This window comes from Shouchella miscanthi (assembly GCF_007725405.1).
Taxonomy (GTDB): domain Bacteria; phylum Bacillota; class Bacilli; order Bacillales; family Bacillaceae_D; genus Shouchella; species Shouchella hunanensis.
The window spans coordinates 1,646,057-1,669,520 of the sequence record NZ_CP042163.1; the positions used below are offsets into that span (position 1 = coordinate 1,646,057).

Consider the following 23,464-nt stretch of genomic DNA (forward strand, 5'->3'; position numbering starts at 1 on the left):
GATAAGGAAGGAGAAGGTACATACATTATAACTGTTCGGAGAGGTGGTGCAGCTTTTGCGAACGATGCAGGGAGTGATTGGTCTACCAATTGTCTCCATGGCAAATGGCAAAGAGATCGGACAAATTTGTGACGGCTGTATGTGTGATGGTCGAATAGTAGGGTTTATGATTAAGCGAAACCACGCCTTGCTTCATCACCATGGTTTTCTTCCTTTTGAAGCCATTCAGCATCTAGGCGAACAAGCCGTTATGATTGATGAAGACTCAAAAGTGGAGAATGTTGCGGATACGCATAAGCATTATGATCCTATTTGTACAAGCCGCAAAAAGTTTAAGGGGAAGCCTGTCTTATCCTCAGAAGGCGATATGCTTGGTTTAGCAGAAGATGTATATTTTTCAATGGAAGTGGGCACCATCGTAGGGTATGAAGTGACAGATGGCTGGTTGTCGGATATTAAAGAAGGTCGAAAAGTTGTGAAAGGTCATGACTTACTTCTTTGTAAGGAACGAGCGATCTTGTCTCTGTAGAGGAGGCACCTATAATGCGATGTCCGAATTGCCATTTAAAAGATATTGGTAAAATTGGCACAAATCAATATTACTGTTGGCACTGTTTCATTGAAATGAGCCTTGTTAAAGGAACATTAATGCTTCATCAAGTAGAGGAAGATGGGTCTTTGAGTTCGCTCGATGATTTATTTGCAGAAGAAGAAAGACAAATAGATTTATAAAGAATCGAGGTGAATCGATCTTGCGTAAATCCATTGCGCCATTAATGGTAATTGGTCTTGGGGCTGCTTGGTATTCAATGAACGATAAGAAGGCGAAAAAGAAAGTATACAATTTCTTTGAACCGATCATGGAAGCGGATAAGAAGTTAATGAACGGAAAAACATGGAAAAAAACAAAGAAAAAAGTGAAAAAAATGTTTCACTAATAGCTGTGCTTATCAAGAACATGGATCTTCATTCCATGTTCTTTTTTTGTTAATTTACCTTCAAGTTGCGCATTCTAAATGAAAGAGAGGGGTGAACCAATTGAAGCGGGACTTACTAGTTGCAGACGTATTAAAATGGTCGAAATGGCTTATTATGTTAGTATTCTTTTTACTTGTATTATACTTGCTTACATATATTCAGCCACTTCTCGCTGTCGTACAGCCGCTTATTTGGCCTATTCTTGTATCCATATTAATTGCGTATTTGTTGCATCCGTTAATTGAGAAAGCCGTACATTCCGGCATGAATCGAAGTGTGGCAACAGCTTTGCTGTTTCTTTTTTTTATCCTAGTTGTAGCAGCTCTTCTTTTTTTAGGAATACCAATCGTTGTAAGACAAGTACAAGAGGCAATGGTGGTACTGCCTCAACATATTGGTTCCATAAAAGCGATGCTTCTTACTTATCAAGAAAAAACGGAGGGTTTACCGAATCCCTTACGAGAGCATGTAGGAGACTGGTCCGAAAAAGTAGAACAATTTACAGCAAAAGGGTTAGATCAGCTAGAGTCCTTTATTTTGACGGTAATACAATCCAGCGTATTATGGATTGTGGTTCCATTTCTTGTCTTTTATTTGTTAAAAGATTTTACTCTATTACAACGAGTCGGTTTTTATGTAACACCGAGAAAATGGCGAACCATGACACGCCTTTATTTAAAAGACGTGGATAAAACGTTTGGATCGTATTTGCGTGGACAATTACTTGTTGCCCTTTGCGTTGGCGGTTTATCAACGATTGCCCTTCTTATTTTAGGCGTGCCGTATGCCTTTTTACTTGGTATTTTTATTGGGGCAACAAATTTTATTCCATATTTCGGCGCTTTTATCGGAGCCATCCCAGCAGTTGGCTCAGCCTTACTCGTATCTCCATCGTTAGCGCTTTTTACTGCTATTAGTATCTTTGTGACACAGCAAATAGAAGGAAACGTGTTGTCCCCGCTAATTGTAGGAAAAACGGTTCATCTGCACCCAATTTTAATCATCTTAGCGCTACTTGTAGGAGTGGAGGTAGGAGGAATTGTTGGATTACTTGTTGCTGTGCCAGTAACAGCTATCGCAAAAGTTACCTTGCTTCACATCCGGACGTATATAAAGGGGGAAGTGGAGTTTAATTGACTTTTGAAGACTTGCGCGCTATAATCTTCGTGAATCAAGTTACGTACATGCATAATGAATAATTACAATGAAAGAACGAGTACGCATTAGCCCGTTTAAAGAGAGATGCTTTCTTGGCTGAAAAAAGCATTAACGAAGAAATGCGGAATGCTATTCTGGAGTAGCGAGTATATCGCCGTTACCTGCGTTAAAGGACTTAAGTGATAATAAGAGAATTCTTGTTATAATTAAGGGTGGTACCGCGTGAAAACAATCTCGTCCCTTTACAGGGAAGGGATTGTTTTATTTGTTTTTATACATAAAGGAGATGAGTCCAAAAATGAAGAAATTAACTTCAGCACAAGTGCGACAAATGTTTATTGATTTCTTTAAAGAAAAAGGTCACTCTGTAGAGCCGAGTGCATCATTAGTCCCGTTTGAAGATCCTAGTTTACTATGGATTAACAGCGGAGTGGCTACATTAAAAAAATATTTTGATGGTCGAGTAATCCCTGAAAACCCACGTATTGTAAACGCTCAAAAATCGATTCGTACGAATGACATTGAAATTGTTGGGAAAACAGCTCGTCACCATACCTTCTTTGAAATGCTAGGCAACTTTTCAATTGGTGATTATTTTAAAGAAGAAGCGATTATTTGGAGTTGGGAATTTCTCACAAGTGATCAATGGATTGGCTTTGATAAAGAGAAACTATCGGTTACAGTTCACCCTGAAGATCATGAAGCGTATAAATTATGGATTGAAAAAGTGGGTGTACCTGAAGAACGAATTATTCGTTTAGAAGGGAATTTTTGGGATATTGGTGAAGGGCCAAGTGGACCAAACTCGGAAATTTTTTATGATCGTGGTCCAAGCTATGGCAACGATCCGAAAGACCCTGAGTTGTACCCAGGGGGAGAAAATGAGCGTTATTTAGAAATTTGGAATTTAGTTTTCTCGCAATTTAATCACAATGCAGATGGTACCTATACACCATTACCGAAGAAAAACATTGATACTGGGATGGGACTAGAGCGAATGGTATCTGTCATTCAAGATGCAAAAACAAATTTTGATACAGATTTGTTCTTACCAATTATTAAAGAGACCGAGAAATTAGCAAACGCCCCTTATAATAATGGTAATGAAGCAGTAGATACAGCTTATAAAGTGGTAGTGGATCATATTCGAACAGTTGCATTTGCAATTGGGGATGGCGCACTTCCGTCAAACGAAGGAAGAGGCTACGTGCTAAGACGTTTACTTAGACGTGCGGTACGCTTTGCAAAAACAATTGGGATTGAAAAGCCGTTCATGCATACCCTCGTACCAGTAGTTGGTGCTATCATGGAAGATTTCTATCCAGAAGTTAACGAAAAGAAAGCGTTTATTCAACGTGTGATTCGCACAGAGGAAGAACGTTTTCACGAAACACTCCATGAAGGATTAGTGATCTTAAGTGAGATTATGAAAAAGGCAAAAGAAAACAATGAACAGACGATTACGGGTAAAGATGTGTTTCGCTTATACGACACATACGGTTTCCCGGTTGATTTAACCGAAGAATATGTGGAAGAAGAGGGGCTTCACATTCATCGTGAAGAATTTGAAAAGGAGATGGAAGCACAGCGTAACCGTGCACGTGCCGCTAGGCAGGAAACCGCATCAATGGGTGTTCAAGAAGATGTGTTTGGTGATTTAAAAACACCAAGTATGTTCGTAGGCTATGAGCATACGGAAACGACCTCTACGATTAACGTCATGATAAAAGACAAAGAAACCATCGATGTGGCGCAATTAGGCGATACGGTTTCAATTATCTTAGACGAAACACCTTTTTATGCTGAAAGCGGTGGTCAAGTAGCGGATCAGGGTGTTCTTTATACAGATAAAGGACAAGGGCGCGTACGAGATGTTAAAAAAGCGCCAAATGGCCAACATTTGCATACAGTTGAAATGGAGTCAGGCGCTCTTCAACAAGGTGATAAAGTTCAAGCACGTATTGAAGTAAGAGAACGGTTAGACATTGTGAAAAATCATACGGCAACGCATTTGCTTCACCAAGCTTTAAAAGATGTTCTTGGAGAGCACGTTAATCAAGCAGGTTCTCTTGTAAACGGAGATCGACTTCGCTTTGATTTTTCTCATTTTGGTCAAGTGACGCCAAATGAGCTTGCGCAAATCGAACAGCTTGTAAACGAAAAAATTTGGCAAGCACTGCCGGTCTCGATTACGATTGAGTCTCTTGCAACAGCAAAAGAAAAAGGCGCAATGGCGCTTTTCGGTGAAAAATATGGTGATGAAGTACGACTTGTTCAAATTGGCGATTATAGCTTAGAATTATGCGGAGGTTGTCACGTTCGCAATTCAGCTGAAATTGGCTTATTTAAGCTCGTTAGCGAATCTGGTATTGGTGCAGGAGTCCGACGAATTGAAGCAGTGACATCAAAAGGAGCTTATGACTTTGTTAACGATCAATTATCATTGTTAACGGATGCGCAAGAGCGTTTGAAAGTAAAACAGCTACGAGATGTATCTGCAAGAATCGATGCATTACAACAAGATTTACGTGAATTAAATCGTGAAAATGAGTCGTTAACTGCACGACTTGCTCAAAAAGAAGCAGGGCAATTGCTTGATAAAGCAGAAGAGATTAATGGCATTTCAGTATTGGCGGAAGTCGTACAAGCAAAAGATATGGATTCATTACGCGCAATGGTCGATTCTTTAAAGCAAGAGGATCGTAAAGCAGTTATTGTACTAGGAGCGAAAACAGGTGATAAAGTGTCACTTGTTGCAGGTGTTACGAAAGCAGCGATAAGTGAAGGTCTTCATGCTGGGAAATTAATTAAAGAAGTAGCAAGTCGAACTGGCGGTGGCGGTGGCGGCCGTCCTGATATGGCTCAAGCTGGTGGTAAAGATCCATCGAAACTTCAAGATGCGTTAAACTATGTGAAGGAACATGTCAATTTAATTTCCTAATTGAACCAATCTGTTGTACAATGAAGACGATACTGTATTTGAGCAAACCTTCTATTACTAAAATAAAAGAGGTGAGAGCAATTGAGTTCAATGGATAATACGATGCAATTTAACTTTAATGATGATTCCTTTGATAAAGACGTTCGTGAAGTGCTCTTATCTGTTTATGATGCACTCGAGGAAAAAGGGTATAATCCAATTAATCAAATTGTAGGCTACCTCTTGTCTGGCGACCCGGCCTATATACCAAGACATAAAGATGCACGTACACTCATTCGCAAACTTGAACGAGATGAACTGATTGAAACATTGGTTAAATCTTATTTAAAGGAGCAGGGAAAAACAATTAAATGAAAATACTCGGACTAGATGTAGGGACGAAAACGATTGGCATTGCATTAAGTGATGCATTTGGTTGGACTGCTCAAGGTTTGAAAACGATTAGAAGAAATGAATCGAATGAAGCAGAGGACTTTAAACAAATTGTATCTTTAATAGAAGAGCATGCTGTTCAAACTGTTGTTGTTGGTTATCCTAAAAATATGGATGGAACCATCGGGGCAAGTGGCCAAAGAAGTGAACAGTTCGTCGCACAGTTGTCAGAATATGTTTCCATTCATACCGAGCTTTGGGACGAGCGTTTAACAACGATGGCCGCTGAGCGTGTGTTAGTTGATGCAGATGTTAGTCGAAAGAAACGCAAAAAAGTGATTGACCAGATGGCGGCTCGTTTAATCCTGCAAGGGTATCTCGATCGACGTTCATACACTAAATAGAAAAAAGGTAGGTTTTTTACATGGCACAAGAAGAAAAAGAGCGTTTTGTTATTCCAGATGAAGAAGGTACGGAGCACTTATTTGATGAACTATTCCGTTTTACGGTTGATGAAACAAACAAATCGTATATGGTTTTAGTTCCAGTTGGCGAAGAAGAGGATGACGATGAGGAAGTAGAAGTATTTGCTTTCCGTTACGAAGATCGTGAAGATGAAGACAATGATATTGCCTTCTTCCCAGTTGAAACAGATGAAGAGTGGGAAATGATTGAAGAAATGTTGAATACATTTTCTGAGGAAGAAGACGAGTAAATAGCACATAACCCGTGCAGGCGTTGCACGGGTTCATCCGTATGTGTATGCTGCACATCGTCCAATTCCCCTATACAAGAAAGCAGAAAACTATTGTATAATTGGACGAGTGAGGAGGCAATTAATGTCAAAAGAAAAGAAATATAAAGCTAATGATGTTTATCAAGAGCGTGCATCTCAGGCAAAGACAGTTCGAAAGATTGTCTTCATCAGTCTGTCGGCTTTTTTTGTCGTTGTACTTGCTGTTATCATTGGCGGTTATACGTACTTTGTTAATGCATTAAAGCCTGTCGATGCAAGTGATGACGGACAGGATGTTGAAGTTCACATTCCAGTAAATACCTCTACTTCACAAATTGCACAAATCTTAGAAGATGAGGGTGTTATTAGAAATGCAACGTTCTTTCGCTATTATACAAGGTATAAAAACGAATCAGGTTTCCAAGCAGGAACCTATTCACTCAATACATCAATGAATACTGATGAAATTATCGAAGAATTAAAAGATGGTCTTGTTATGGCAGAAGCGACGACGACTATTGTCATTCCAGAAGGACTAACACTAAACACGATTACAGAACGTCTAAGTGAATTTACAGGTGATAGTCAAGACGATATCTTTTCGTTTATCGATGATGAAGAATTTGTTCAATCACTTATTGAAGAATACGACATGCTAACGGAAGAAATTTTAGATGAAGACATTCATCACCCACTTGAGGGCTATCTCTTTCCTGCTAGCTATCAGTTCGATGAGGAACAGCCTGACATTGAAGCGGTTGTACGTTCAATGCTCGACCAAATGCAAATTGTTTATAATGAAAGACAAGGAATCATTAATGCCAGTGACTATACATTTCATGAACTTTTGACGATTGGCTCCATCGTAGAACGTGAGGCAAGGGAAAGAGAAGATCGTTTTACGATTGCTGGAGTCTTGCATAATCGTTTAAATGAAGGTATGATGCTACAAGTAGATCCTACGGTTGCCTATGCGCAAGGGGAACATATTTATATGACCACATATGACGATTTAGAGGTAGATTCACCTTATAATACGTATCAGCATACAGGTTTACCGCCAGGTCCAATTTCTACTGTGCGAGAGGAAGCGCTCGTTGCGGCAGCTGATCCAAATGAAACAAATTATCTTTACTTTTATGCCCGTTATAATGGCGAGATTATTTATAATGAAGAGTATGATGCTCATTTAGAGGCAAGAGATACGTATCGTCATGAATGGCAAGAGGCTGCAGAGGATACTGAATAAAGTAAGCATAGGGAGCAACATGCTCCCATGCTTTTTTCGTAAAAGGATGTTCAAACGTACATGATAAATGAAGAAATGATCTCATATATTAAATCTTTAAATCGGGTAAAAAGCGCGCTTATCCTTGAAATGGAAGAGTTAGCACACAATGAGAACGTGCCAATTATGGATGAACTGTCATTAAACACGATGATTTCCATTTTGCAAGCACAGCAACCAAAGCGAATTTTAGAAGTAGGGACAGCGATTGGTTATTCTGCTATACGATTAGCGGAAGCGCTTCCTTCAACAACGATTATCACAATAGAGCGTGATGAGCATCGCTACGAACAAGCTGTAGCTCATATTGAACGAGCGGGACTCTCGGATCGAATCATTCCTTATCTCGCTGACGCAGCAGATGCCGTTCATTTGCTTAAACCTTATGTTCCTTTTGACAGTATCTTTATTGATGCGGCTAAAGGGAAATATCAAACATTCTTTCAACAATTTGAACCGCTTTTAGCGGATAATGGTGTCATTTTAAGTGATAATATTTTGTTTAGAGGGCTTGTCGCTAAACAAGATTTATCGATGGAACCAAAGCGAATTCAAAAGTTAGTTGAGAAAATAAAGCACTACAACGAATGGCTTTGTCAACATACAGGGTTTTACACATCCATCATTCCAATCGGAGACGGTATTGCTTGTAGTACGAGAATAAAGAGGGAAGATTATGACAATAAATCAAAATAGACCCGTTATTATAGGGGTAGCTGGTGGAACTGGTTCTGGAAAAACTACCGTTGCGAAAGAAATTTTTAATCAATTTAACCAATCGTCTATTGTTTTGATTGAACAAGATGCTTACTATAAGAACCAGGATCATCTAGCGTTTGAAGAGCGATTGAAAACAAATTACGATCATCCACTTGCATTTGACAATGAGTTGCTTTATGCTCACCTGAGACAGCTCGTCGATCGTACACCTATTTATAAACCAGCGTATGACTATGCGCAGCATACACGCGCAAAAGAAGTGCTGGAAATTGAGCCGAAAGACGTCATTATTCTAGAAGGAATTTTAATTTTAGAAGATGAGCGTTTACGCAGTATGATGGACATTAAAGTGTTTGTTGACACCGATGCTGACATTCGCATCATGAGGCGACTTTTACGCGATACAAAAGAAAGAGGGCGTACGATTGAATCTGTTATCGAGCAATACACCTCTGTAGTGCGTCCGATGCATTTGCAATTTATCGAACCAACTAAGCGATATGCAGATGTGATTATTCCTGAAGGTGGAGAAAATAAAGTTGCGATTGATTTAATGGCGACAAAGATCAGAACAGTTATCCAACAAAAGCAGGATTCAAACATCTAATGATATAGATTCTTACTAACTTTGAGGAGTGAATGAAGGAATGGCAGAAGAAAAAAAGCATTATATGACAGAAGAAGGAAAAAAGAAATTAGAAGATGAATTGCAACATTTAATTACGACTCGACGCAAAGAAGTAGTGGAACGTATTAAAATAGCAAGAAGTTTTGGCGATCTATCAGAGAACTCGGAGTACGATTCTGCGAAGGAAGACCAGGCGTTTGTAGAAGGTCGAATTGCACAACTTGAAAAAATGATTCGCAATGCTGTGATGATTGAAAAAGAAAAAACAGCTAGCAATGTCGTATCTCTTGGTAAAACAGTTCGTCTCATTGAATTACCTGATGGCGACGAAGAAGAATACACAATCGTTGGTTCTGCTGAATCAGACCCCCTTGATGGGAAGATTTCGAATGACTCACCAATGGCACAAAGCTTATTAGGGAAAACCGTTAAAGATAAAGTGACGGTCAATACGCCAGCTGGTGAAATGGAAGTAGAAATTTTAGAGATTCGTTAATAGTAAAAAAGTCTCCTTTTTCTGTTCAACTGAAGGAGACTTTTTTCGCTTGCTAAGTGATACCTGTTGCGGTTTAATTAGAACGAGCTATAATGGAGTAGAGAGATAGGAGGGAATTTACACTATGGGCCAACGTTATGAAAGCCGTAAAGATAAACGCAAAAATCAAATCCTTAATATCGCGATTACCATTGTTGTGATTCTAATTCTCTTTTTTGGAGGTACATTAGTCGTAAATATGGTGAATCAAGATGAAACTGCCACAGAAGAGAGCAGACAAATTATAGACCCTGATTCGGATGAATCGGATGGTTCAAATGATGATGGGGCTTCAGAAGACGAAACAAATGAAGAAGATGCTCCAAATGAAGAAGACGGTATAGATGAGGAAGAAGCGACTGAAGAGGACGATGCCAACGAAGAAGACGAGGATGCCGGACAAGCTGAAGTAGGAGATGTGTTACCAACAGAGCAAACGAACCCTACTCCAAATAATTTCGGTGGTCAAAACTGGAATGAGATGGAGCAAGCTGCATATAATGCCACTGGCCTGTCTAGTAGTACAAGTGATACGATTTGGATAGGAAACGGCGGATCGACTACGAGTGCGGTTGTGACGTTACTGGATAAAGGCACAGGTCTTTATTATCAAGTTCGTTTACAGTGGGTGGAATCTCCAGAACTCGGCTGGCAAATTGAATCGGTTAATCAATCAGAAACAAATCCAAATTAAATAGATAAAGCCTTTCCATTCACACTTTGTATGGAAAGGCTTTTCTTTGCTAATGTGAGATGGGACACACTGTTTGTGTAGACGTAAAGAAAACAGGTTATCCGATGCTTAAAGAATAGACTTTTTTAGTGAAACAACTGAAAGCAATGTGTATACTAGTTGAGGAAGCATTTTGCTAAGGAAAGGATGAGTTTGATGAAAATAGGCATTATCGGCGCAATGGAAGAAGAGGTTGAATACTTAAGAAAGCAAATGAAGGATGTAACAGTAACAGTTGTTGCCAATTGTGAGTTCACAGAAGGCATCTTGAACGGTACAACTGTTATTTTAACAAAATGTGGAATTGGTAAAGTGAACGCTGCTTTAGCAACCTCTATTTTAAATGATCGCTATCAACCAACATACGTTATTAATACAGGTGTAGCAGGCGGTTTAAACCAAACGATGGCTGTAGGGGATTTGGTTATTTCAACGGAAGTGCGTCATCACGACGTAGACGCGACCGTATTTGGTTATGAGTATGGTCAAGTACCAGGTATGGTTTCAGCTTATTTACCAGAACCAAAGCTTATTGAAGCAGCTAAAGACGCTGCAACTAAGGTTGGTTTCCATACAGAAGAAGGTTTAGTTGTAACTGGAGATTCGTTTATGGACGATGAAGAGCGAGTGAATGCTGTCAAGGTACGTTTTCCAACTGCCTTTTGTGCAGAAATGGAAGCTGCTGCTATTGCACAAGTCTGTCATCAATACGGAACACCTTTTGTTATTATACGTGCACTATCTGATGTTGCTGGGCAAGATGCTAAAATGTCGTATGACACCTTTTTAGAAAAATCAGCTGTGAATTCAGCGAAACAAGTCATGCTAATGATTGAGTCATTGGCGTAACGTTTTTTTCCATTTGAGGAAAGATTCTTTGCTTCTTTTCAGTACATCATCTGTTATGATGAGGAAAAGGGGGAAGCGGAGTGGATCAAAGAGATAAACTAGTTTATGCAAAAAAAGACTATCATGCTTTTTGTCTTGTGTTTTTAGGTATTGGTTTCTTTTTAACTGTGGGTTTATGGCTTCCAGAACCCTATCGAATTGAAACAACGTTGGCATTAGCTGTTATTGTAGGCGCCTGTCTTGTTTTTTCCAGTGGCTGTTTTGTCTTGTCTTGGCTAGCAAATATGCGTTTACAACGATTAAATAATAAAGAATAGAAAAAGCTGTCCAAAAAGTCCTATAGTAGACTTGATGGGCAGCTTTTTTTATAAAGGCGGAAGCCCTTGTTTATGATTTTATATGCTCTAAAAACTCTTGTAAAATACGAGCAGTTAACCCCCATATAATGTGTTCATTATACATGTAGAACGATTCTGGTGTGCTGTAGCGCTTATCTTGATAAGCAACGGCATTGGCAATACGATCAATAGGGAAATTTTTACCAGGCTTAATGATGACATCGACATAGCCAATTTCAGGCGGAGTAGAGAGTAGTGCGGCTACTGGAACGGTAAACCAATCTTCTACTTCTGCTGTGTTCGGTTTAATCTCATCTAGTGAATCAATATACGCAACGAAAGGATGAATGAGGCCTCGTCGAGGAGATTCAATTTTGTTTAGGGAAGAAAGAATCGTTACTTGTTCTTCTTTTATACCAAACTCTTCATGGAACTCTCTTAAAGCAGCAGCTTGTGCATCTTGATCGCCTTGATCGATTCGCCCTCCTGGAAAACAAGTCTCACCAGGTTGAGCATGTAACGTTAACGCTCGAACTTGGAACAAAATATGCAGTTCATCTTTAATTGAAACAAGGGGTAAAAGAACGGCAGCATCACGCACGTTGTTTTTCTTTTGAGGTGTTAAAAGCTTCTGTTTAATTTCTTCTAAATTCACAATACCCTCCAAATGAAAAATACTGTTAGATCTTGTAACAATCCCAATGAAATCGTTTCGATCATCCTTTATAGTAATACGTAAGGAAAGGATATAACCCTTGCTTTCTAATTGTTCTTTCTTGTCTCTCTCCCCAATTGGGCGACCATATAATGTGGTCGCCACTTTTTTATTTAATAAATAAGAGAAAGAAACTCTTCTTTACTAATAGAGCCAAAATATGCTTTTAAATCGGCAGAATCAAGTACTTGAGCTAGCTCATTAGCATCGTAGCGCTTGCCAATGAGTTGTTCTTCAAGCCCACTCACATCAGCTACTCCAAAAAAATCACCAAAAATCTTACAGTCACTAATTACACCTTTTTTTACATTTAAGCGTAAGTCAATGGTTCCGATTGGAAATCGTTTTGACCTCTGAATATCGAAGGCTGGAGATTTCCCATAATTCCAATCCCAACCTTGATAACGCTCAGAAGATAATGCGTATATTTCTTTCCATTCCTCTTCAGTTATCACATGCTCTGGAATGTCTTCCTGCCCATTAAAAATGTATTGTAAAAGCATAGACTTAAACTCTTCCATCGTCATCGGCTGTTTAAGAAATTCAGAAATATTTGCCACTCGACTTCGTATAGATTTAATCCCTTTTGATTTTATTTTATCATCCTTCACACGAAGCGCAGAAACGACGTTTTCAATTTCGGATTGCAACATTAGTGTACCGTGAGAAAACATTCTTCCTTTTGTTGTAAACTGGGCATTACCAGAGATCTTTCTTTCTCCAACTTGAATGTCATTTCTACCACTTAATTCAGCCTGAACGCCAAGCTGTTTTAATGCTTGTACCACGGGCTCCGTAAATTTTTTGAAGTTATGAAAAGAATCTCCGTCATCCTTTGTAATGAAGCTAAAATTTAAATTGCCCAAATCGTGATAAACCGCGCCACCTCCTGAAAGACGACGAACGACATGTAGATTGTTGTCTTTCACATAATCGAGGTTAATTTCTTCAAATGTATTTTGATTTTTACCAATAATAATGGACGGTTCGTTAATATAAAATAAGAGGTAAGATTCATTAGGGTCAAGGTTTTTTAATGCCCATTCTTCGATTGCTAAATTGATCCGAGGATCTGTCAGATTGTTGTTATTAATAAACTTCATAGTAGAACTCCCTTCCGTACTCGTACACTTACTAGTATACTCATTTTACTCCAGTAAATCGAGGGATTCGTTTCCTTCTCAGATAGCTTTAAGATACCGAATAAGAAAAAGCTTGTTTTGTTTGTTGAAAACAAGCTAGTGCCATAAACATGTCGTATTTGCACATCTTCTTTTCATAATAAAAAGAAGCAAGGAGGTTAGTTCCCCTTGCCACGACTGTGCTTATAAAATTCATGGAACAACTTCATTAACGCCCGTTTCTCAATCCGAGACACATAGCTTCTAGAAATTTTTAACTCTTTCGCGATTTCTCTTTGCGTACGTTCTTCCTCCATATTCAAACCAAAACGACCGATGACAACTTCTTTTTCTCGTTCATCTAACACATGAATGTATTCATATATTTGCTTTTTTTCCATTTCCGCTTGCAAAATATCAACAATATCATCTGCATCTTCTTGTAAAATGTCGATAAGACTAATTTCATTACCTTCTTTGTCCGTTCCAATTGGATCATGAAGGGATACGTCTTTCTTTACTTTTTTTAATGCCCTCAAATGCATTAGAATCTCCATTTCGATGTCACAAAGTAAACGGAAATATTTAACATGAGACTACCTATAAGGTGGTCTTTAATTTTTATTTTGTTCTGCTTGCCATCTTAAATATTTAAGGTGCTTAGCAAGTTCCTGTCTTTCCTCTTCGGTAATTTCTCCGTATTCATCGGAAAAAGTTACATACTTATTATTTTCATTTTTACTTTCACTTAAGCCGATCAAGTAATCTCCGAACGGCTATGAATTTTCTCTAGCTCATCTAATCCAACGAATGTAAGCAATTGAGGATCTTGCTTCTGTATCTCTCTGTAAATTTTCGCTTCGTTTAATCCCCATATAGTTGCCCCACCAGTTACAGAAACTAAATGTTCAAGCTGTACTTTTGTTAATGAAATGAGCATAAAACCACTTAAAAAAGGCGATAAGGTCGTAATGCACACTTGTATTGAAGCGGAAACGCATGATGGTCGTATCTGGACTTGCCGAACAAACGAGTTTAAACACACACCAAACTATGATTATACGGTGATTATGTTAGAAGGATTTAGTGGATCTTTTCAATGTGAATACCTTCAAAAAGTAAATGTGTGATCCATAAACTGTAGGGGAGTGAATGAGCAAGAAAATGTATATCGTCGAAAACGGAAATTATGTTCAAGGCTATTATCGTAAAGCTAAGAATGCGGGAAGAGAGAAAGAAAGGGCAAATAAACTAGCATTAAAACTTAAAAGAAACGGCAATAAAAACGTTGATACAGCAACCTATGTAGTGAATTATTTTGTAACGTCTGATTAATGCGCAGTATGACCAAGCGGAGTCCATAAACTGACCAGTAAAAAGACATTCTAAATGAATGCCATTTATTAAAGCTTTACCCTTTGTAATTAGGATGCATTGGTTCTAAGACTGGAAAGAGAGAGGATCGTACCTGCAATTCCTAAAACGATTAATGTAATTAGAACAATATTGTTGCTGTGAGGTTATCATTAGCACGTTTTCAAAAAATAAGGCTTTAAAAACAGCCTTGAATCACGGTGCAAAATCGATTGTCCCAGTAAAAAGTAAGATTAACCAAAGTACGAACATTATAGGGAAAGATAAGGACAAAATTAAAGACAAAATCGATATCAGTTTCTTTTCTGAAATTCTTATTGAGTAAATTGACAGTAGGACACCAATTGCTGTAAGTGCAAAGACAATGTAATCACCGTAAATGCAACCGATCATTACTACCCTTGTAGGAGTGACGAAAGTTAAAAACAAACATGCGATTCCAATAATTAACGCTATGTATTTTATGATAGTTCCTTTCTTTGTTAAAGCATTTGTTTTTTCCAATTGATGATCTCCTTTCAAGGAATCATTAAATATTCTATTCCAAGTATTATGTCTAATACAACACAAATTTGATTAGGGAGTAATTAATTAATCAGACAGTTTGATCACACAATGCGGATCCTGCCACCAAACAAAAAAGCGATCGCAATAGCGCTGCTGAATATTAATTAGTGTTTTTTGTTTTCTTAGGATCAAGCAGTCCTGAAAATAAGAAGCAAACTGCTAATCCAAAAGAAGGGATATAAAAAAGCGGGTTTGGTTCTAATAGTAGCTTGATAATTCCAAGCATAAAAAAACTTGCAGAAGATAAGTAGTAGAACTTTTTCATAATATTCACCTCGGTATAAGTTACGAGAAATAAGGATTTTGGTTTCGTTTAAATTTTGAGCTTAGTATCCATAAACTGTAGGGGAGGAAGATTGGCATGAAATGTTGCTGCGACCACCCGCTCCTGGTTGCCAGCCAATTCATTTAGAAGAGATGGATTATTACTTTAGTAAATGGGGAGAAGTTGCTTACGACAGGCTCTTGACCGAGGAAGAGCTAGCGGAATATGAAATGAAACGGATCTTTAACAAATAACGCTCCCCTCTGTGGGGAGTATCACACTTTCTCTTTTTCTCGCCTACGTTTTGAAAAATAAAGCTGGGAAAAGAAAGCAAAGATAGTCATAAAGCCAACGAAAATCCAACTTATGTTTGATTCAACTACAAAAATGAAAAAAACACCAAGTCCAAGTATAAATAATGCTCTTAACGTTGCTGCTAACCATATGTTCATTTTGATCACCTCTATTAATGATAAGTGTAAATGACTAATTGGTGAGTGTCTATAGAGTATTAAGGAGGATTGTAGTCATGCCAATCTACATTAGCGATGAAGAATACGAACTTGCCGCTGACTTTGGGATCAATCGCAACTTACTCAATGCCCGTATTCGCAGACTCGGCTGGGACAGGCACAAGGCATTGACGGAACCTGTCAAAAAGAGGGCATTTAACGCATAGTGGAAAGAACGAACAGAATCTAATGGTATCTGTTACAGCACTTTTATAAATCGAGTTCATGTACTTGGATGGGATCGAGACGTAGCAGCTACTAAACCACCTATGGATCGTAAGGAGATACAGATCATGCGGTCAAGGCGTTGGCAGGAGATAGCGAAACAAAGGCGTGAAACCGGATAAGGGGAGTCATACTCTCCTTTCAACGCGTTTCAAAACCGAACATACGTACTTAATCACAACACGAACATACATAAGAAAAATTTAAAAAGGAGCTGATCACATTACCGTGCGCGCCCCTCCTTCCAGTTAATATGCGACATGTGCGACTGGAATAAATGATTATTATTTGCTTTTGTCAACTGGCTCTAACACGAATAGATCGCCAATTTGACAGTCCAAAACCACACATAGGTCAGCTATTGTGTCGTAGTGGATTTGATTATTTTCGTTCTTATAAAAACGGTCTAAAGTTCTTCTTGCAACTGGTCTTCCGAGGGGTTGTCTTGCATCGAAAACAGCTTGTGGTGAAACATCGACTTAGAGAGTTGATGCACGTTCACAACATACCGAGTGTTCAGGAGTTAAGCGGGCGTACTGGCATTTATTATGCAACGTTACTTAATTTCTATAACAACAAGTTCAATACATTCAATAATCGAATTTTTGCCACGCTATGCGAGTTTTTCAAGTGTGAAATTGATGATTTGATTTACTTGGATGAAGATGGAGGTACATGGACAAGCTATTTGTTACAAATGCGGTCTTGAATGGGAAGAGGCTCACTTGATGAATAAAGTACGTGACGATTACTACCGGGTGAAGGATCGCGAAAAGTACAACATGCTTGAACGGCATAGTCTACTACCTGATCCATCGTTAAAACAAGCAACCTTTGAAACTTTCGTTCCTCAATGTTCGGAGGAGGTTGCTAATAAAGAACTAGCGTTGGACTGTGTTATTAGAAAAAGAGGCGGGGATGCTTTCAACGTTATTTTTCAAGGCATACAAGGAACGGGGAAAAGCCATTTGGCATATAGCATGTTAAAAGAATTGAACGAAACAACGGATTTTAAAACATCCAGCCTTTTCGTCAGCATTGAGGACATGCTTCGAAAGATTAAAGGATCATTCAGCGATAAGAACAGCAAGTATACAGAGGATTATCTAGTGAACTTGCTATCAAAGACGGACCACCTTGTGTTGGATGACTTAGGTGCCGAGACTGGCGCAATTGATTCAGATAAATCAGCGGCGGATTTTGTGCAGCGTATTCTTTACGCAATCACCACTTATAGGCAAGGGAAATTGACGATCCTAACGACAAACCTTTCAGGCAAATCACTGTTTAAGGTGTATGACCAAAAATTAGTGTCTCGACTACTAAACAGACCAAAATACATCGTGTTTAAAGAAGCAGAAGACAATCGAATATCAAACATTCCATTTTAGGAGGCATAAACCATGTGTAAATGTACAGTGGGTAACACATGCCAGGGGGGATGGTTAATAACCTCCTGCACTTGTAACGAGTCTGAGTATCGGTATCAGCATTATAAAAATGTGACAAGACCAAGACGAATGAAACAACTAGCGATATTGGAGGCGAGGCTTCATAAAGAACGAGCAGCACTTACCTAATAGAACATGGGCAGAGCAAAAGATCAGCTTAAAAGAGGGAGCGTATTTGGCGGGCGTCCAATTCGATTATCTATGGACACCTGAAGAAAAGCGAGAGTTTAAAAAGCTGTGGAAGGAAGGCAGAGGAGTCATGGACATTGCCGAACACTTCAATCGATTCTGGGTAGATGTTTTTATTCTAGCAGCTGATTTTGTAGATAGAGGAATATTAAAAGAGCGAGAAAGACCGTTTTTTCAATGAAAAGAATAGACCTGTTGCGAGAACAAACGGAAATCACCTTTAACCACTGTAACAGTTGTCGATTTAACAATTTGGAGAGTCATTCCAGTTGTGAGGGCTGTGAGTACTTCAACATACTTCTGAATATCGGGAATGATCTGTTATCTATAACGGCAAACAAACGAATCGATGAAGGCATTTCGTCATTGGAAACAAAACGAGGCAAAGTCGTTTGCACTCTAAAAGTGGACGAATACCGGATGCTTAAACGAAAGGGTTTAACCGATCCTGCGGTAGCAAAACACAACGGTTGTCCATTGCGTCAGTTGCAGAACTGGAAGCGCGAAAACAGATTGATTAATCAATAGTGGAGGTGTAACGATGCATGACCTATCGCAACAACCAGTGAGGGCAGTCGCTAAATCAAAGCATAAGAGGCGGACAAGGCAGAGGGTTAACAGAGGGAAGTTCTCGGACACCATACGCCAGCAGATAAAAGATTACTTCGAGAACACATGCCAAGAGTGCGGGAGATCAGGAGAGCACATCCACCATGTGAAACCAAAAGGTAGCGGGAGTGGCCAAGGAGTATTTACAAATGGCCTTTTGCTCTGTAATACCTGCCACATGCAAATGCACGCTGAGTTAAGTCAAGCGAGGCTAAAGCATTGGCAATCAGAGTTTGAGTTTATGTATGGATCGTATTACTACATGGATAGTGAGGATCTAAAGGCTCTGTGAGAAAGGAGGTCCCGATGGATCAACTCAAACTATTTGAACAGCCGAACGACTACACGCAGCACAAAAAGTATATCAACGGCGTCTTTAAATCAAAAGACGATCTTATAAATGATTTGCGTAATAACGGTAAACAAAACATCTACAGAGTCTTGTCATTTGGTGGAGGTACCCAATCTGCTCACCTCTTAGAAGATCACCTGCAAGGTAAGATCCATTACGACTTTATTGTTTTTGCAGATACAGGAGTGGAGCCGCAATTTATTCATGAGCAAGTTGCATGGTGGCAGGATCGTCAAAAGCAATTTAACAATCGTACACCGTTTATTATCGCCACTCACAACAGTATGAAGGGCGGTCTAGAAGAAATGCTGCATCGCTATATACAAACGGACTATCAACGTTTCCAAATGCCGGTTTATTGCAACACGATCGACGAGAACGGTCAAGAGGTAAAAGCGGGGATAATGCCTAGGCAATGCACAGTGGATTTTAAGATTGTGCCCGTAAAGCAAGCGGTGCGAAGAGCGGTATTGAGTAGATTGCATCGCACAACAAAGCAAAAGATGCCAGACAGTATTGCATTTGTGATAGACATTGGCTTTTCATACGACGAGATTAACCGCATTAGTTTACAACAATCACCTCAGTTTAAATATATGTATCTAGCATACAAGAGAAACATACAAGGCTGGTTTGGATGCGATGAACAACTTACGAACGGAAGCTAGCCTGTTACAAAGCATATTGAGGTGGCAGAACGAAACTGGTTAAGAAAAGGGGAGAGTGCATGAGTAAAACCATGTTGCTATATAAGGACTTATTAACAGAGATCGACATTTTGGAGTTCAACGAAAAATGCTTGGCAAAAGAATATCAGAACATCCGAAAAAGCTTGGTTGTCGTGCCGAAGGGGTTCTTAAATGGTACTATAGTTATTCAATCTAATTACAAAACTTTTTTGACATTCGTTGATTGGGACGACTTAGATTTGATGTGGCCAGCCGTTTTAAGAATGACACTTGAATTTTTAGAAAATGGTCAAGAAGGAACTACTGAGCATTTTAGTAATGGTCTAGAATTGGGTATAAAACTTATTCAGCCTATTAAAGATAAAAAAGTCTTGTTCTAGGTTGAACTGTACCCCATTAAATAGACAGTTTTAAAAAGCCTTATGCAGCTAGTAGATGACCGCGGTATTGTTCCGGGGTCATTCTTTTTAATGCCCATTGATAACGATGTGAATTGTAATAGGTAATAAAGTCTTCGACTTTACCTTTTAATTCAGAGAGCGTCTTACACTTACGAGATTCTACATGATCTTTAAAATGTCCAAAGAAAGATTCCATAGACGCATTATCTAAGCAGTTTCCTCTTCTTGACATCGACTGTGTTAAACCGAGTTCTTTTACTCTTTTTTGGTACCTTGGGTGTGTGTAGTGAAAGCCTTGGTCGGAGTGAAGAATAGCACCAGGGTAAACATTTCCTTTCAAGGCATCATTTAATTGTTGTAGCGTCTTATATACAGTACTCATCTCCAAAGAGGTTGTTAAATGATGCGTAACAATTTCTCTCGTCGTCCCGTCTTTGACACAAGATAAATAGACTTTTGTTCCATCTGCTAAATATAAGTACGTAATATCGGTTAATAAGACCGCACCTGGTACCTGCACAAATTCTCGATTTAGATGGTTTTCACACGTTTTATGTTCTTGGGTTGCTTTAGTCAATTTTCTATAAGGATTCTTTTTACGAATGATGGCTTGAATGTGAAACTTTCGAGTAAGTCGAAAGATCTTCTTCAGATTCATTATCACGCCATAGTCGTTCTCCAACTTGATTTTTAATTGGCGACCGCCTTCCCTTTTCTTCCCTTGTTTATAGAGAGTCTTCAGAAGTTTGTAGTCTTCCTCATCTTGTTGTTCACGGTGTGTCCGATGATCTTCACTTGCTAGCCAAGCATAATAGCTTGATCGATTGACGCTCGCTATACGACAAAGAAAGGTAACCATTCGTTTAAGCTGATGTTGCCTAATGGTTTGTTCAATTAACTGGCATCTTTCTGATAACGTTAAGGCTTCTTCTTCGCCTGCCTTTCTAGTTCTTCGAGCTTTTTTAGAAAATCGTTTTCCATCTCTAAGAAGGCGATTCGTGCTTCAGCCTTCTGTAGTTTTTCTTCGGCTGATAAGGCCTTCGAAGAAGGGCGACCAACACTTCCTTTCCCGCGACGCTCTGTATAAAAACCTTCTTTTCCATAGCTGTTATAAATGGATCTCCATCTTTTTAAGCATTCATTTGGCTTACTTGATCCAATCATCTCTAAATCAAATCCATGGTCTAGAAAAATCGCTTTTGGACCTTTCCCAGCTTTATTTTCCTCCACAGCTTTCAGTTTAAAATCTGAAGCATAACGAATGGATCGATCAGAAATATGATCGACATTCGGATTGCTCTCTAATTGTTTTTGTTCAAACGCCGAAAAAATTCTCTTACTCATCTCGCATTCCCCGTTCTACTTAATTTGTTTTGATTATAACGGGTTTCAAATAAAAGATCACAAAAAACCCGAAAAACGGACTTTTTAAAGTGTCCATTTTTCGGGTTAAGGTTCATCCTTAGGGATGGCTTTTTAATTTGTTGTCAGCTCTATTTCAAGTGTAATCTTTTAGATGTACTTAATAAAACCCCGCTTCTCAGCGAGGTCTCAAGGGGGCTTAATAAAGATGGTGATTACACGATCCTGCATTGGGCGAACAGGGGAGCATCGTATGTAATTAGTAATCTAGTACCCGGTTGATGTTGGATATAAACACATATAACTCGGACGCGAATTAAAAGCATCCCCCCGCATGAGGTATGCTAATTATACCTACTTATCATTAGGATTCATTTGCTGGATTCTTTCCTTTAAACGAGACGATTAGTACTATTAAGCCAACAAGGAAAGCACCTAAAGCTAGCCAAGAAAGCGCATCTGAAACAGGAATAACGTCTAAAAATCCAAGAATTGCTATTATTGGTAAGACAAATATTGTCCCTAATATACTTTGGAACCGTGAATGTCTTGCTCTTCCTCTAAAAGAAGCCATACGCTTCCCCTCCAGTTTTATTATTCGATTGTATCTCCAGCATCTCCATCAACTACCTCTATACCGTTTGGAACTTGGAAAAGGGACTCATCAAATGACGGATTCAATTCATAATCAATAACATCATCTTGACTTGAGAAGCCACCTTCTTCGTCCTGTCCAGCTTCAACTTCTAAGCGAACAGCGTAAAAGTTTTCTGTATCAAACCAGTAAGAACGTACTTCATCGTCCATCTCTGCTTCAATATGATATGATTGATAACCATTTACTTCTTCTTCCCCAACTAAAGTTAGTTCGGCGTTATCTAGAAGATCCTTATACTCTTCTGCTAACATTGTAAAATCGAAGTCCATAGCGTTCTCAACGCGAGTTGCTTCTGTATCACCCTCATCATACATAATCATGTAATTGGGATCGTCGTAATCTGTGAAACCATACGATATCATTTCATCAGCGCTTGATTCTTCATCATTTTCAACACCAACACCAATTTCAGTTTCTGTACGATTATACATGTCTTCGCCTTCGACGAAGATCCATTCTCTTGTATTCATGTCTAGATCCATTTCGGCATCATCTAACTCTTCGTCCATGTCCTCTGATCCGAAATCAACATCGCCGCTACCTTCCATTTCTACGTAAAGGCTTTCAAGATCACCGAATAAAGCAATGGCTTCATTCACAACATCTTCGGCTGTCATCGTGTCTTCATCCGTATCATCAGTTTCGTCAGTTTCGTCATTTGTTTCGGTCATTTCTGTTTCTTCATTTGCCGTGTTATTATCGTTTTCTTCTCCATTTGAATTATCGTTACAGGCAACCAATAGAGCAGTCGTACTGCAAAGAGCAACCACAAGTGCTTTCTTCATTTTCTCACTCCTAGATGTAATGATTTCTCTCCTCTTGTAGCCCTTTCAACATAATGTTAAACATCAAATTTGGATTTAATCTGGAAGAAAGCAATCTTAATTTTATTAGTAGGGCATTCCAAAATTCTATAACAGTATAATGAAACTTTAATTATTGGCGGGTACTACTTTTTGATCAGTGTTCTAATAAAGCCATGCTAGAGGGCTATATAATTAGGGGAGTTATCGTTTTTTAAAATAGGTTAAATGCTGTAGAATTAGGGAATAATCTTTTAGAGGTGTTGACATGAAACGTTTGGTAATAAGCTTATTAACAATATTTGTGCTTTCCGGATGTATACGTACACTTGAAGGAAACACGCAAAAAACTTTAGAGCAGTTTCTAGAGAATGGTGGGCGAGATGTCTATAGTTTAGACGTGGATGACGAGGTGCAAAATCAAGTTGCAGAGGTATCAAGTTATGAGCTAATAGAATTACTTGAAATAAGTGAGGGTTCAAAAGATATTAGAGAATATACGAGAGAAGATTTTGAGAGCGGTCTTATTGATACAACTTTTTCAACTTTTGAAGAGCTTCAAGAGGAACTCATAAGTCGGACTGAGGAGCGAGATATGGAATTAGTTGAACATAATAAGGATACAATTCTTATAGACTACGGAAACACTTTGTACGATGTATCATTTAAATACGAGATTGAGTCAGAGAATTATGATGGTGAAGCATTTAATGGGACAGCAATGTTCACTGTTCAAGCGACTTATGAAACAAAGAACGACAGATACAAATTTTCAACTGTCGAAGATGTAGTCTTTGATTGAAAATATTGAACTCCAACGCATTTTTAGCTAATATAAAACTCCGCTTCGGTGCTGCACCCCAAATGTTAGAGTGAAAATCTAGCACTTGGGGTG

General features: G+C 38.8%; 35 protein-coding genes, 2 pseudogenes and 1 other annotated feature. Of the genes and pseudogenes, 26 read left to right on the top strand and 11 right to left on the bottom strand.

All coding sequences use genetic code 11. The features are described from left to right. Positions 1-64: 64 nt before the first annotated feature. From FPV17_RS08200 to FPV17_RS08270, 15 genes are all read left to right on the top strand, one after another. Entirely contained in the window at positions 65-529 is a 465-nt protein-coding gene (locus tag FPV17_RS08200) for a PRC-barrel domain-containing protein (protein ID WP_246117199.1), read from the top strand. Between the two features lie 14 nt (positions 530-543). Next, positions 544-732, top strand: coding sequence for a YrzR-like zinc ribbon domain (locus FPV17_RS08205; RefSeq protein ID WP_176463610.1), 189 nt, complete (start codon positions 544-546; stop codon positions 730-732). A gap of 20 nt (positions 733-752) precedes the next feature. Then, on the top strand, positions 753-938 hold the full coding sequence (locus FPV17_RS08210) for a DUF3918 family protein (RefSeq protein ID WP_035396047.1): 186 nt from the start codon (positions 753-755) through the stop codon (positions 936-938). A gap of 100 nt (positions 939-1,038) precedes the next feature. Beyond that, positions 1,039-2,115, top strand: a complete 1,077-nt coding sequence (locus tag FPV17_RS08215) for an AI-2E family transporter (protein WP_035396045.1) — start codon at positions 1,039-1,041, stop codon at positions 2,113-2,115. 58 nt (positions 2,116-2,173) lie between these two features. Continuing rightward, positions 2,174-2,381 (top strand) — a binding site (T-box leader). Positions 2,382-2,434: 53 nt separating this feature from the next. Further along, a complete protein-coding gene (alaS, locus tag FPV17_RS08220) occupies positions 2,435-5,077 on the top strand; it encodes an alanine--tRNA ligase (RefSeq protein ID WP_035396043.1) in 2,643 nt (880 codons plus the stop codon). An 81-nt stretch (positions 5,078-5,158) separates the two neighbouring features. Next, positions 5,159-5,431: an IreB family regulatory phosphoprotein gene (locus tag FPV17_RS08225; protein ID WP_055737379.1), complete on the top strand. Its 273-nt coding sequence runs from the start codon at positions 5,159-5,161 to the stop codon at positions 5,429-5,431. Continuing rightward, the gene (ruvX, locus tag FPV17_RS08230; protein WP_035396041.1) at positions 5,428-5,853 is read left to right on the top strand and encodes a Holliday junction resolvase RuvX; all 426 of its coding nucleotides are present in this window, start codon (positions 5,428-5,430) and stop codon (positions 5,851-5,853) included. The genes FPV17_RS08225 and ruvX overlap by 4 nt, the downstream gene beginning before the upstream one ends. A gap of 20 nt (positions 5,854-5,873) precedes the next feature. Continuing rightward, the gene (locus FPV17_RS08235) at positions 5,874-6,164 is read left to right on the top strand and encodes a DUF1292 domain-containing protein (RefSeq protein ID WP_038478752.1); all 291 of its coding nucleotides are present in this window, start codon (positions 5,874-5,876) and stop codon (positions 6,162-6,164) included. Between the two features lie 124 nt (positions 6,165-6,288). Continuing rightward, the gene (mltG, locus tag FPV17_RS08240; protein ID WP_144558716.1) at positions 6,289-7,434 is read left to right on the top strand and encodes an endolytic transglycosylase MltG; all 1,146 of its coding nucleotides are present in this window, start codon (positions 6,289-6,291) and stop codon (positions 7,432-7,434) included. A 60-nt stretch (positions 7,435-7,494) separates the two neighbouring features. Continuing rightward, entirely contained in the window at positions 7,495-8,169 is a 675-nt protein-coding gene (locus FPV17_RS08245) for an O-methyltransferase (protein WP_144558717.1), read from the top strand. After that, complete coding sequence (udk, locus tag FPV17_RS08250) at positions 8,150-8,800, top strand: uridine kinase (RefSeq protein ID WP_060705981.1); 651 nt, start codon at positions 8,150-8,152, stop codon at positions 8,798-8,800. Before FPV17_RS08245 ends, udk begins: the two co-directional genes overlap by 20 nt. A 40-nt stretch (positions 8,801-8,840) precedes the next feature. Continuing rightward, positions 8,841-9,317 carry a transcription elongation factor GreA gene (gene greA / locus FPV17_RS08255; protein ID WP_035396039.1) on the top strand — a complete coding sequence of 159 codons (477 nt, stop codon included), beginning with the start codon at positions 8,841-8,843 and terminating at the stop codon, positions 9,315-9,317. Positions 9,318-9,441: 124 nt separating this feature from the next. Continuing rightward, positions 9,442-10,050 (top strand): YrrS family protein, encoded by a 609-nt coding sequence (locus FPV17_RS08260; RefSeq protein WP_035396036.1) that lies wholly within the window; start codon positions 9,442-9,444, stop codon positions 10,048-10,050. Positions 10,051-10,245: 195 nt separating this feature from the next. After that, a complete protein-coding gene (mtnN, locus tag FPV17_RS08265) occupies positions 10,246-10,938 on the top strand; it encodes a 5'-methylthioadenosine/S-adenosylhomocysteine nucleosidase (RefSeq protein WP_035396033.1) in 693 nt (230 codons plus the stop codon). 80 nt (positions 10,939-11,018) lie between these two features. Continuing rightward, positions 11,019-11,255, top strand: coding sequence for a YrhC family protein (locus FPV17_RS08270; protein WP_035396032.1), 237 nt, complete (start codon positions 11,019-11,021; stop codon positions 11,253-11,255). 70 nt (positions 11,256-11,325) lie between these two features. Here the strand turns inward: FPV17_RS08270 and FPV17_RS08275 are convergent, their stop codons facing one another. From FPV17_RS08275 to FPV17_RS08290, 5 genes and pseudogenes are all read right to left on the bottom strand, one after another. Next, on the bottom strand, positions 11,326-11,931 hold the full coding sequence (locus FPV17_RS08275) for an NUDIX hydrolase (RefSeq protein ID WP_186370758.1): 606 nt from the start codon (positions 11,929-11,931) through the stop codon (positions 11,326-11,328). Between the two features lie 173 nt (positions 11,932-12,104). Then, positions 12,105-13,094 (bottom strand): lipoate--protein ligase, encoded by a 990-nt coding sequence (lplA, locus tag FPV17_RS08280; RefSeq protein WP_144558719.1) that lies wholly within the window; start codon positions 13,092-13,094, stop codon positions 12,105-12,107. Positions 13,095-13,291: 197 nt separating this feature from the next. Then, a pseudogene (locus FPV17_RS08285) lies at positions 13,292-13,675 on the bottom strand (sigma-70 family RNA polymerase sigma factor); the annotation flags it as partial. A 51-nt stretch (positions 13,676-13,726) separates the two neighbouring features. Beyond that, positions 13,727-13,873 (bottom strand): hypothetical protein, encoded by a 147-nt coding sequence (locus FPV17_RS21840; protein WP_158332011.1) that lies wholly within the window; start codon positions 13,871-13,873, stop codon positions 13,727-13,729. After that, on the bottom strand, positions 13,870-14,052 hold the full coding sequence (locus tag FPV17_RS08290; protein WP_144558721.1) for a hypothetical protein: 183 nt from the start codon (positions 14,050-14,052) through the stop codon (positions 13,870-13,872). The genes FPV17_RS21840 and FPV17_RS08290 overlap by 4 nt, the downstream gene beginning before the upstream one ends. Positions 14,053-14,264: 212 nt before the next feature. Here FPV17_RS08290 and FPV17_RS08300 point away from each other — a divergent pair, with 212 nt between their 5' ends. Continuing rightward, complete coding sequence (locus FPV17_RS08300) at positions 14,265-14,447, top strand: hypothetical protein (protein ID WP_144558722.1); 183 nt, start codon at positions 14,265-14,267, stop codon at positions 14,445-14,447. Between the two features lie 706 nt (positions 14,448-15,153). On the opposite strand, the gene FPV17_RS21845 is transcribed toward FPV17_RS08300, so the two are convergent. Continuing rightward, a complete protein-coding gene (locus FPV17_RS21845; RefSeq protein ID WP_158332010.1) occupies positions 15,154-15,318 on the bottom strand; it encodes a hypothetical protein in 165 nt (54 codons plus the stop codon). 101 nt (positions 15,319-15,419) lie between these two features. Here FPV17_RS21845 and FPV17_RS21850 point away from each other — a divergent pair, with 101 nt between their 5' ends. After that, on the top strand, positions 15,420-15,572 hold the full coding sequence (locus tag FPV17_RS21850; protein ID WP_186370759.1) for a defense against restriction DarA-related protein: 153 nt from the start codon (positions 15,420-15,422) through the stop codon (positions 15,570-15,572). Between the two features lie 21 nt (positions 15,573-15,593). Here FPV17_RS21850 and FPV17_RS21855 read toward each other — a convergent pair whose 3' ends face one another. Then, a complete protein-coding gene (locus tag FPV17_RS21855) occupies positions 15,594-15,770 on the bottom strand; it encodes a hypothetical protein (RefSeq protein WP_186370760.1) in 177 nt (58 codons plus the stop codon). Positions 15,771-15,847: 77 nt separating this feature from the next. Here FPV17_RS21855 and FPV17_RS21860 point away from each other — a divergent pair, with 77 nt between their 5' ends. Next, on the top strand, positions 15,848-15,997 hold the full coding sequence (locus FPV17_RS21860; RefSeq protein WP_186370761.1) for a hypothetical protein: 150 nt from the start codon (positions 15,848-15,850) through the stop codon (positions 15,995-15,997). A 342-nt stretch (positions 15,998-16,339) separates the two neighbouring features. Here FPV17_RS21860 and FPV17_RS22380 read toward each other — a convergent pair. After that, positions 16,340-16,462 (bottom strand): annotated as a pseudogene (locus FPV17_RS22380) (helix-turn-helix domain-containing protein); the annotation flags it as partial. A 38-nt stretch (positions 16,463-16,500) separates the two neighbouring features. Between FPV17_RS22380 and FPV17_RS08315 the strand changes: the two are divergent. The 7 genes from FPV17_RS08315 to FPV17_RS08345 all read left to right on the top strand — a co-directional run bounded on the left by FPV17_RS08315 (position 16,501) and on the right by FPV17_RS08345 (position 19,725). Further along, on the top strand, positions 16,501-16,764 hold the full coding sequence (locus FPV17_RS08315; protein ID WP_144558724.1) for a helix-turn-helix domain-containing protein: 264 nt from the start codon (positions 16,501-16,503) through the stop codon (positions 16,762-16,764). A gap of 19 nt (positions 16,765-16,783) precedes the next feature. After that, the gene (locus tag FPV17_RS08320; RefSeq protein WP_186370762.1) at positions 16,784-17,446 is read left to right on the top strand and encodes an ATP-binding protein; all 663 of its coding nucleotides are present in this window, start codon (positions 16,784-16,786) and stop codon (positions 17,444-17,446) included. 235 nt (positions 17,447-17,681) lie between these two features. After that, a complete protein-coding gene (locus FPV17_RS08325) occupies positions 17,682-17,876 on the top strand; it encodes a hypothetical protein (protein WP_144558726.1) in 195 nt (64 codons plus the stop codon). Beyond that, positions 17,873-18,223, top strand: coding sequence for a hypothetical protein (locus FPV17_RS08330; RefSeq protein WP_144558727.1), 351 nt, complete (start codon positions 17,873-17,875; stop codon positions 18,221-18,223). The genes FPV17_RS08325 and FPV17_RS08330 overlap by 4 nt, the downstream gene beginning before the upstream one ends. 13 nt (positions 18,224-18,236) lie before the next feature. Then, a complete protein-coding gene (locus FPV17_RS22515; protein WP_035396017.1) occupies positions 18,237-18,596 on the top strand; it encodes an HNH endonuclease in 360 nt (119 codons plus the stop codon). A gap of 14 nt (positions 18,597-18,610) precedes the next feature. Beyond that, positions 18,611-19,324 carry a hypothetical protein gene (locus FPV17_RS08340; RefSeq protein ID WP_052008064.1) on the top strand — a complete coding sequence of 238 codons (714 nt, stop codon included), beginning with the start codon at positions 18,611-18,613 and terminating at the stop codon, positions 19,322-19,324. Between the two features lie 59 nt (positions 19,325-19,383). Further along, positions 19,384-19,725 (top strand): hypothetical protein, encoded by a 342-nt coding sequence (locus FPV17_RS08345; protein WP_144558728.1) that lies wholly within the window; start codon positions 19,384-19,386, stop codon positions 19,723-19,725. Between the two features lie 40 nt (positions 19,726-19,765). Here the strand turns inward: FPV17_RS08345 and FPV17_RS08350 are convergent. The 3 genes from FPV17_RS08350 to FPV17_RS08360 all read right to left on the bottom strand — a co-directional run bounded on the left by FPV17_RS08350 (position 19,766) and on the right by FPV17_RS08360 (position 22,551). Then, a protein-coding gene (locus tag FPV17_RS08350) for an IS3 family transposase (RefSeq protein ID WP_144558729.1) occupies positions 19,766-21,090 on the bottom strand; the annotation gives its coding sequence in 2 pieces (ribosomal slippage) (positions 19,766-20,721 and positions 20,721-21,090; 1,326 coding nt in all). A gap of 382 nt (positions 21,091-21,472) precedes the next feature. Then, entirely contained in the window at positions 21,473-21,682 is a 210-nt protein-coding gene (locus FPV17_RS08355; protein ID WP_035395996.1) for a DUF805 domain-containing protein, read from the bottom strand. 20 nt (positions 21,683-21,702) lie between these two features. Beyond that, positions 21,703-22,551, bottom strand: a complete 849-nt coding sequence (locus FPV17_RS08360; RefSeq protein ID WP_144558730.1) for a LolA family protein — start codon at positions 22,549-22,551, stop codon at positions 21,703-21,705. A gap of 286 nt (positions 22,552-22,837) precedes the next feature. Here FPV17_RS08360 and FPV17_RS08365 point away from each other — a divergent pair, with 286 nt between their 5' ends. Beyond that, positions 22,838-23,371: a hypothetical protein gene (locus tag FPV17_RS08365; protein WP_144558731.1), complete on the top strand. Its 534-nt coding sequence runs from the start codon at positions 22,838-22,840 to the stop codon at positions 23,369-23,371. Positions 23,372-23,464: the final 93 nt, after the last annotated feature.

What these genes read in the sequence shown, in the direction of transcription:
- udk (WP_060705981.1), top strand. Translation starts at nt 8,150, where the DNA reads ATGACAATAAATCAAAATAGACCCGTTATTATAGGGGTAGCTGGTGGA.
- FPV17_RS08200 (WP_246117199.1), top strand. Translation starts at nt 65, where the DNA reads ATGCAGGGAGTGATTGGTCTACCAATTGTCTCCATGGCAAATGGCAAA.
- FPV17_RS08340 (WP_052008064.1), top strand. Translation starts at nt 18,611, where the DNA reads ATGGATCAACTCAAACTATTTGAACAGCCGAACGACTACACGCAGCAC.
- alaS (WP_035396043.1), top strand. Translation starts at nt 2,435, where the DNA reads ATGAAGAAATTAACTTCAGCACAAGTGCGACAAATGTTTATTGATTTC.
- ruvX (WP_035396041.1), top strand. Translation starts at nt 5,428, where the DNA reads ATGAAAATACTCGGACTAGATGTAGGGACGAAAACGATTGGCATTGCA.
- FPV17_RS21850 (WP_186370759.1), top strand. Translation starts at nt 15,420, where the DNA reads ATGTTGCTGCGACCACCCGCTCCTGGTTGCCAGCCAATTCATTTAGAA.
- FPV17_RS08360 (WP_144558730.1), bottom strand. Translation starts at nt 22,551, where the DNA reads ATGAAGAAAGCACTTGTGGTTGCTCTTTGCAGTACGACTGCTCTATTG.
- FPV17_RS21860 (WP_186370761.1), top strand. Translation starts at nt 15,848, where the DNA reads ATGCCAATCTACATTAGCGATGAAGAATACGAACTTGCCGCTGACTTT.
- greA (WP_035396039.1), top strand. Translation starts at nt 8,841, where the DNA reads ATGGCAGAAGAAAAAAAGCATTATATGACAGAAGAAGGAAAAAAGAAA.
- FPV17_RS08365 (WP_144558731.1), top strand. Translation starts at nt 22,838, where the DNA reads ATGAAACGTTTGGTAATAAGCTTATTAACAATATTTGTGCTTTCCGGA.
- FPV17_RS08245 (WP_144558717.1), top strand. Translation starts at nt 7,495, where the DNA reads ATGATAAATGAAGAAATGATCTCATATATTAAATCTTTAAATCGGGTA.
- mltG (WP_144558716.1), top strand. Translation starts at nt 6,289, where the DNA reads ATGTCAAAAGAAAAGAAATATAAAGCTAATGATGTTTATCAAGAGCGT.
- mtnN (WP_035396033.1), top strand. Translation starts at nt 10,246, where the DNA reads ATGAAAATAGGCATTATCGGCGCAATGGAAGAAGAGGTTGAATACTTA.
- FPV17_RS08260 (WP_035396036.1), top strand. Translation starts at nt 9,442, where the DNA reads ATGGGCCAACGTTATGAAAGCCGTAAAGATAAACGCAAAAATCAAATC.
- lplA (WP_144558719.1), bottom strand. Translation starts at nt 13,094, where the DNA reads ATGAAGTTTATTAATAACAACAATCTGACAGATCCTCGGATCAATTTA.
- FPV17_RS08345 (WP_144558728.1), top strand. Translation starts at nt 19,384, where the DNA reads ATGAGTAAAACCATGTTGCTATATAAGGACTTATTAACAGAGATCGAC.
- FPV17_RS08300 (WP_144558722.1), top strand. Translation starts at nt 14,265, where the DNA reads ATGAGCAAGAAAATGTATATCGTCGAAAACGGAAATTATGTTCAAGGC.
- FPV17_RS08235 (WP_038478752.1), top strand. Translation starts at nt 5,874, where the DNA reads ATGGCACAAGAAGAAAAAGAGCGTTTTGTTATTCCAGATGAAGAAGGT.
- FPV17_RS21845 (WP_158332010.1), bottom strand. Translation starts at nt 15,318, where the DNA reads ATGAAAAAGTTCTACTACTTATCTTCTGCAAGTTTTTTTATGCTTGGA.
- FPV17_RS08290 (WP_144558721.1), bottom strand. Translation starts at nt 14,052, where the DNA reads ATGCTCATTTCATTAACAAAAGTACAGCTTGAACATTTAGTTTCTGTA.
- FPV17_RS08205 (WP_176463610.1), top strand. Translation starts at nt 544, where the DNA reads ATGCGATGTCCGAATTGCCATTTAAAAGATATTGGTAAAATTGGCACA.
- FPV17_RS08355 (WP_035395996.1), bottom strand. Translation starts at nt 21,682, where the DNA reads ATGGCTTCTTTTAGAGGAAGAGCAAGACATTCACGGTTCCAAAGTATA.
- FPV17_RS08320 (WP_186370762.1), top strand. Translation starts at nt 16,784, where the DNA reads ATGAATAAAGTACGTGACGATTACTACCGGGTGAAGGATCGCGAAAAG.
- FPV17_RS08330 (WP_144558727.1), top strand. Translation starts at nt 17,873, where the DNA reads ATGAAAAGAATAGACCTGTTGCGAGAACAAACGGAAATCACCTTTAAC.
- FPV17_RS22515 (WP_035396017.1), top strand. Translation starts at nt 18,237, where the DNA reads ATGCATGACCTATCGCAACAACCAGTGAGGGCAGTCGCTAAATCAAAG.
- FPV17_RS21855 (WP_186370760.1), bottom strand. Translation starts at nt 15,770, where the DNA reads ATGAACATATGGTTAGCAGCAACGTTAAGAGCATTATTTATACTTGGA.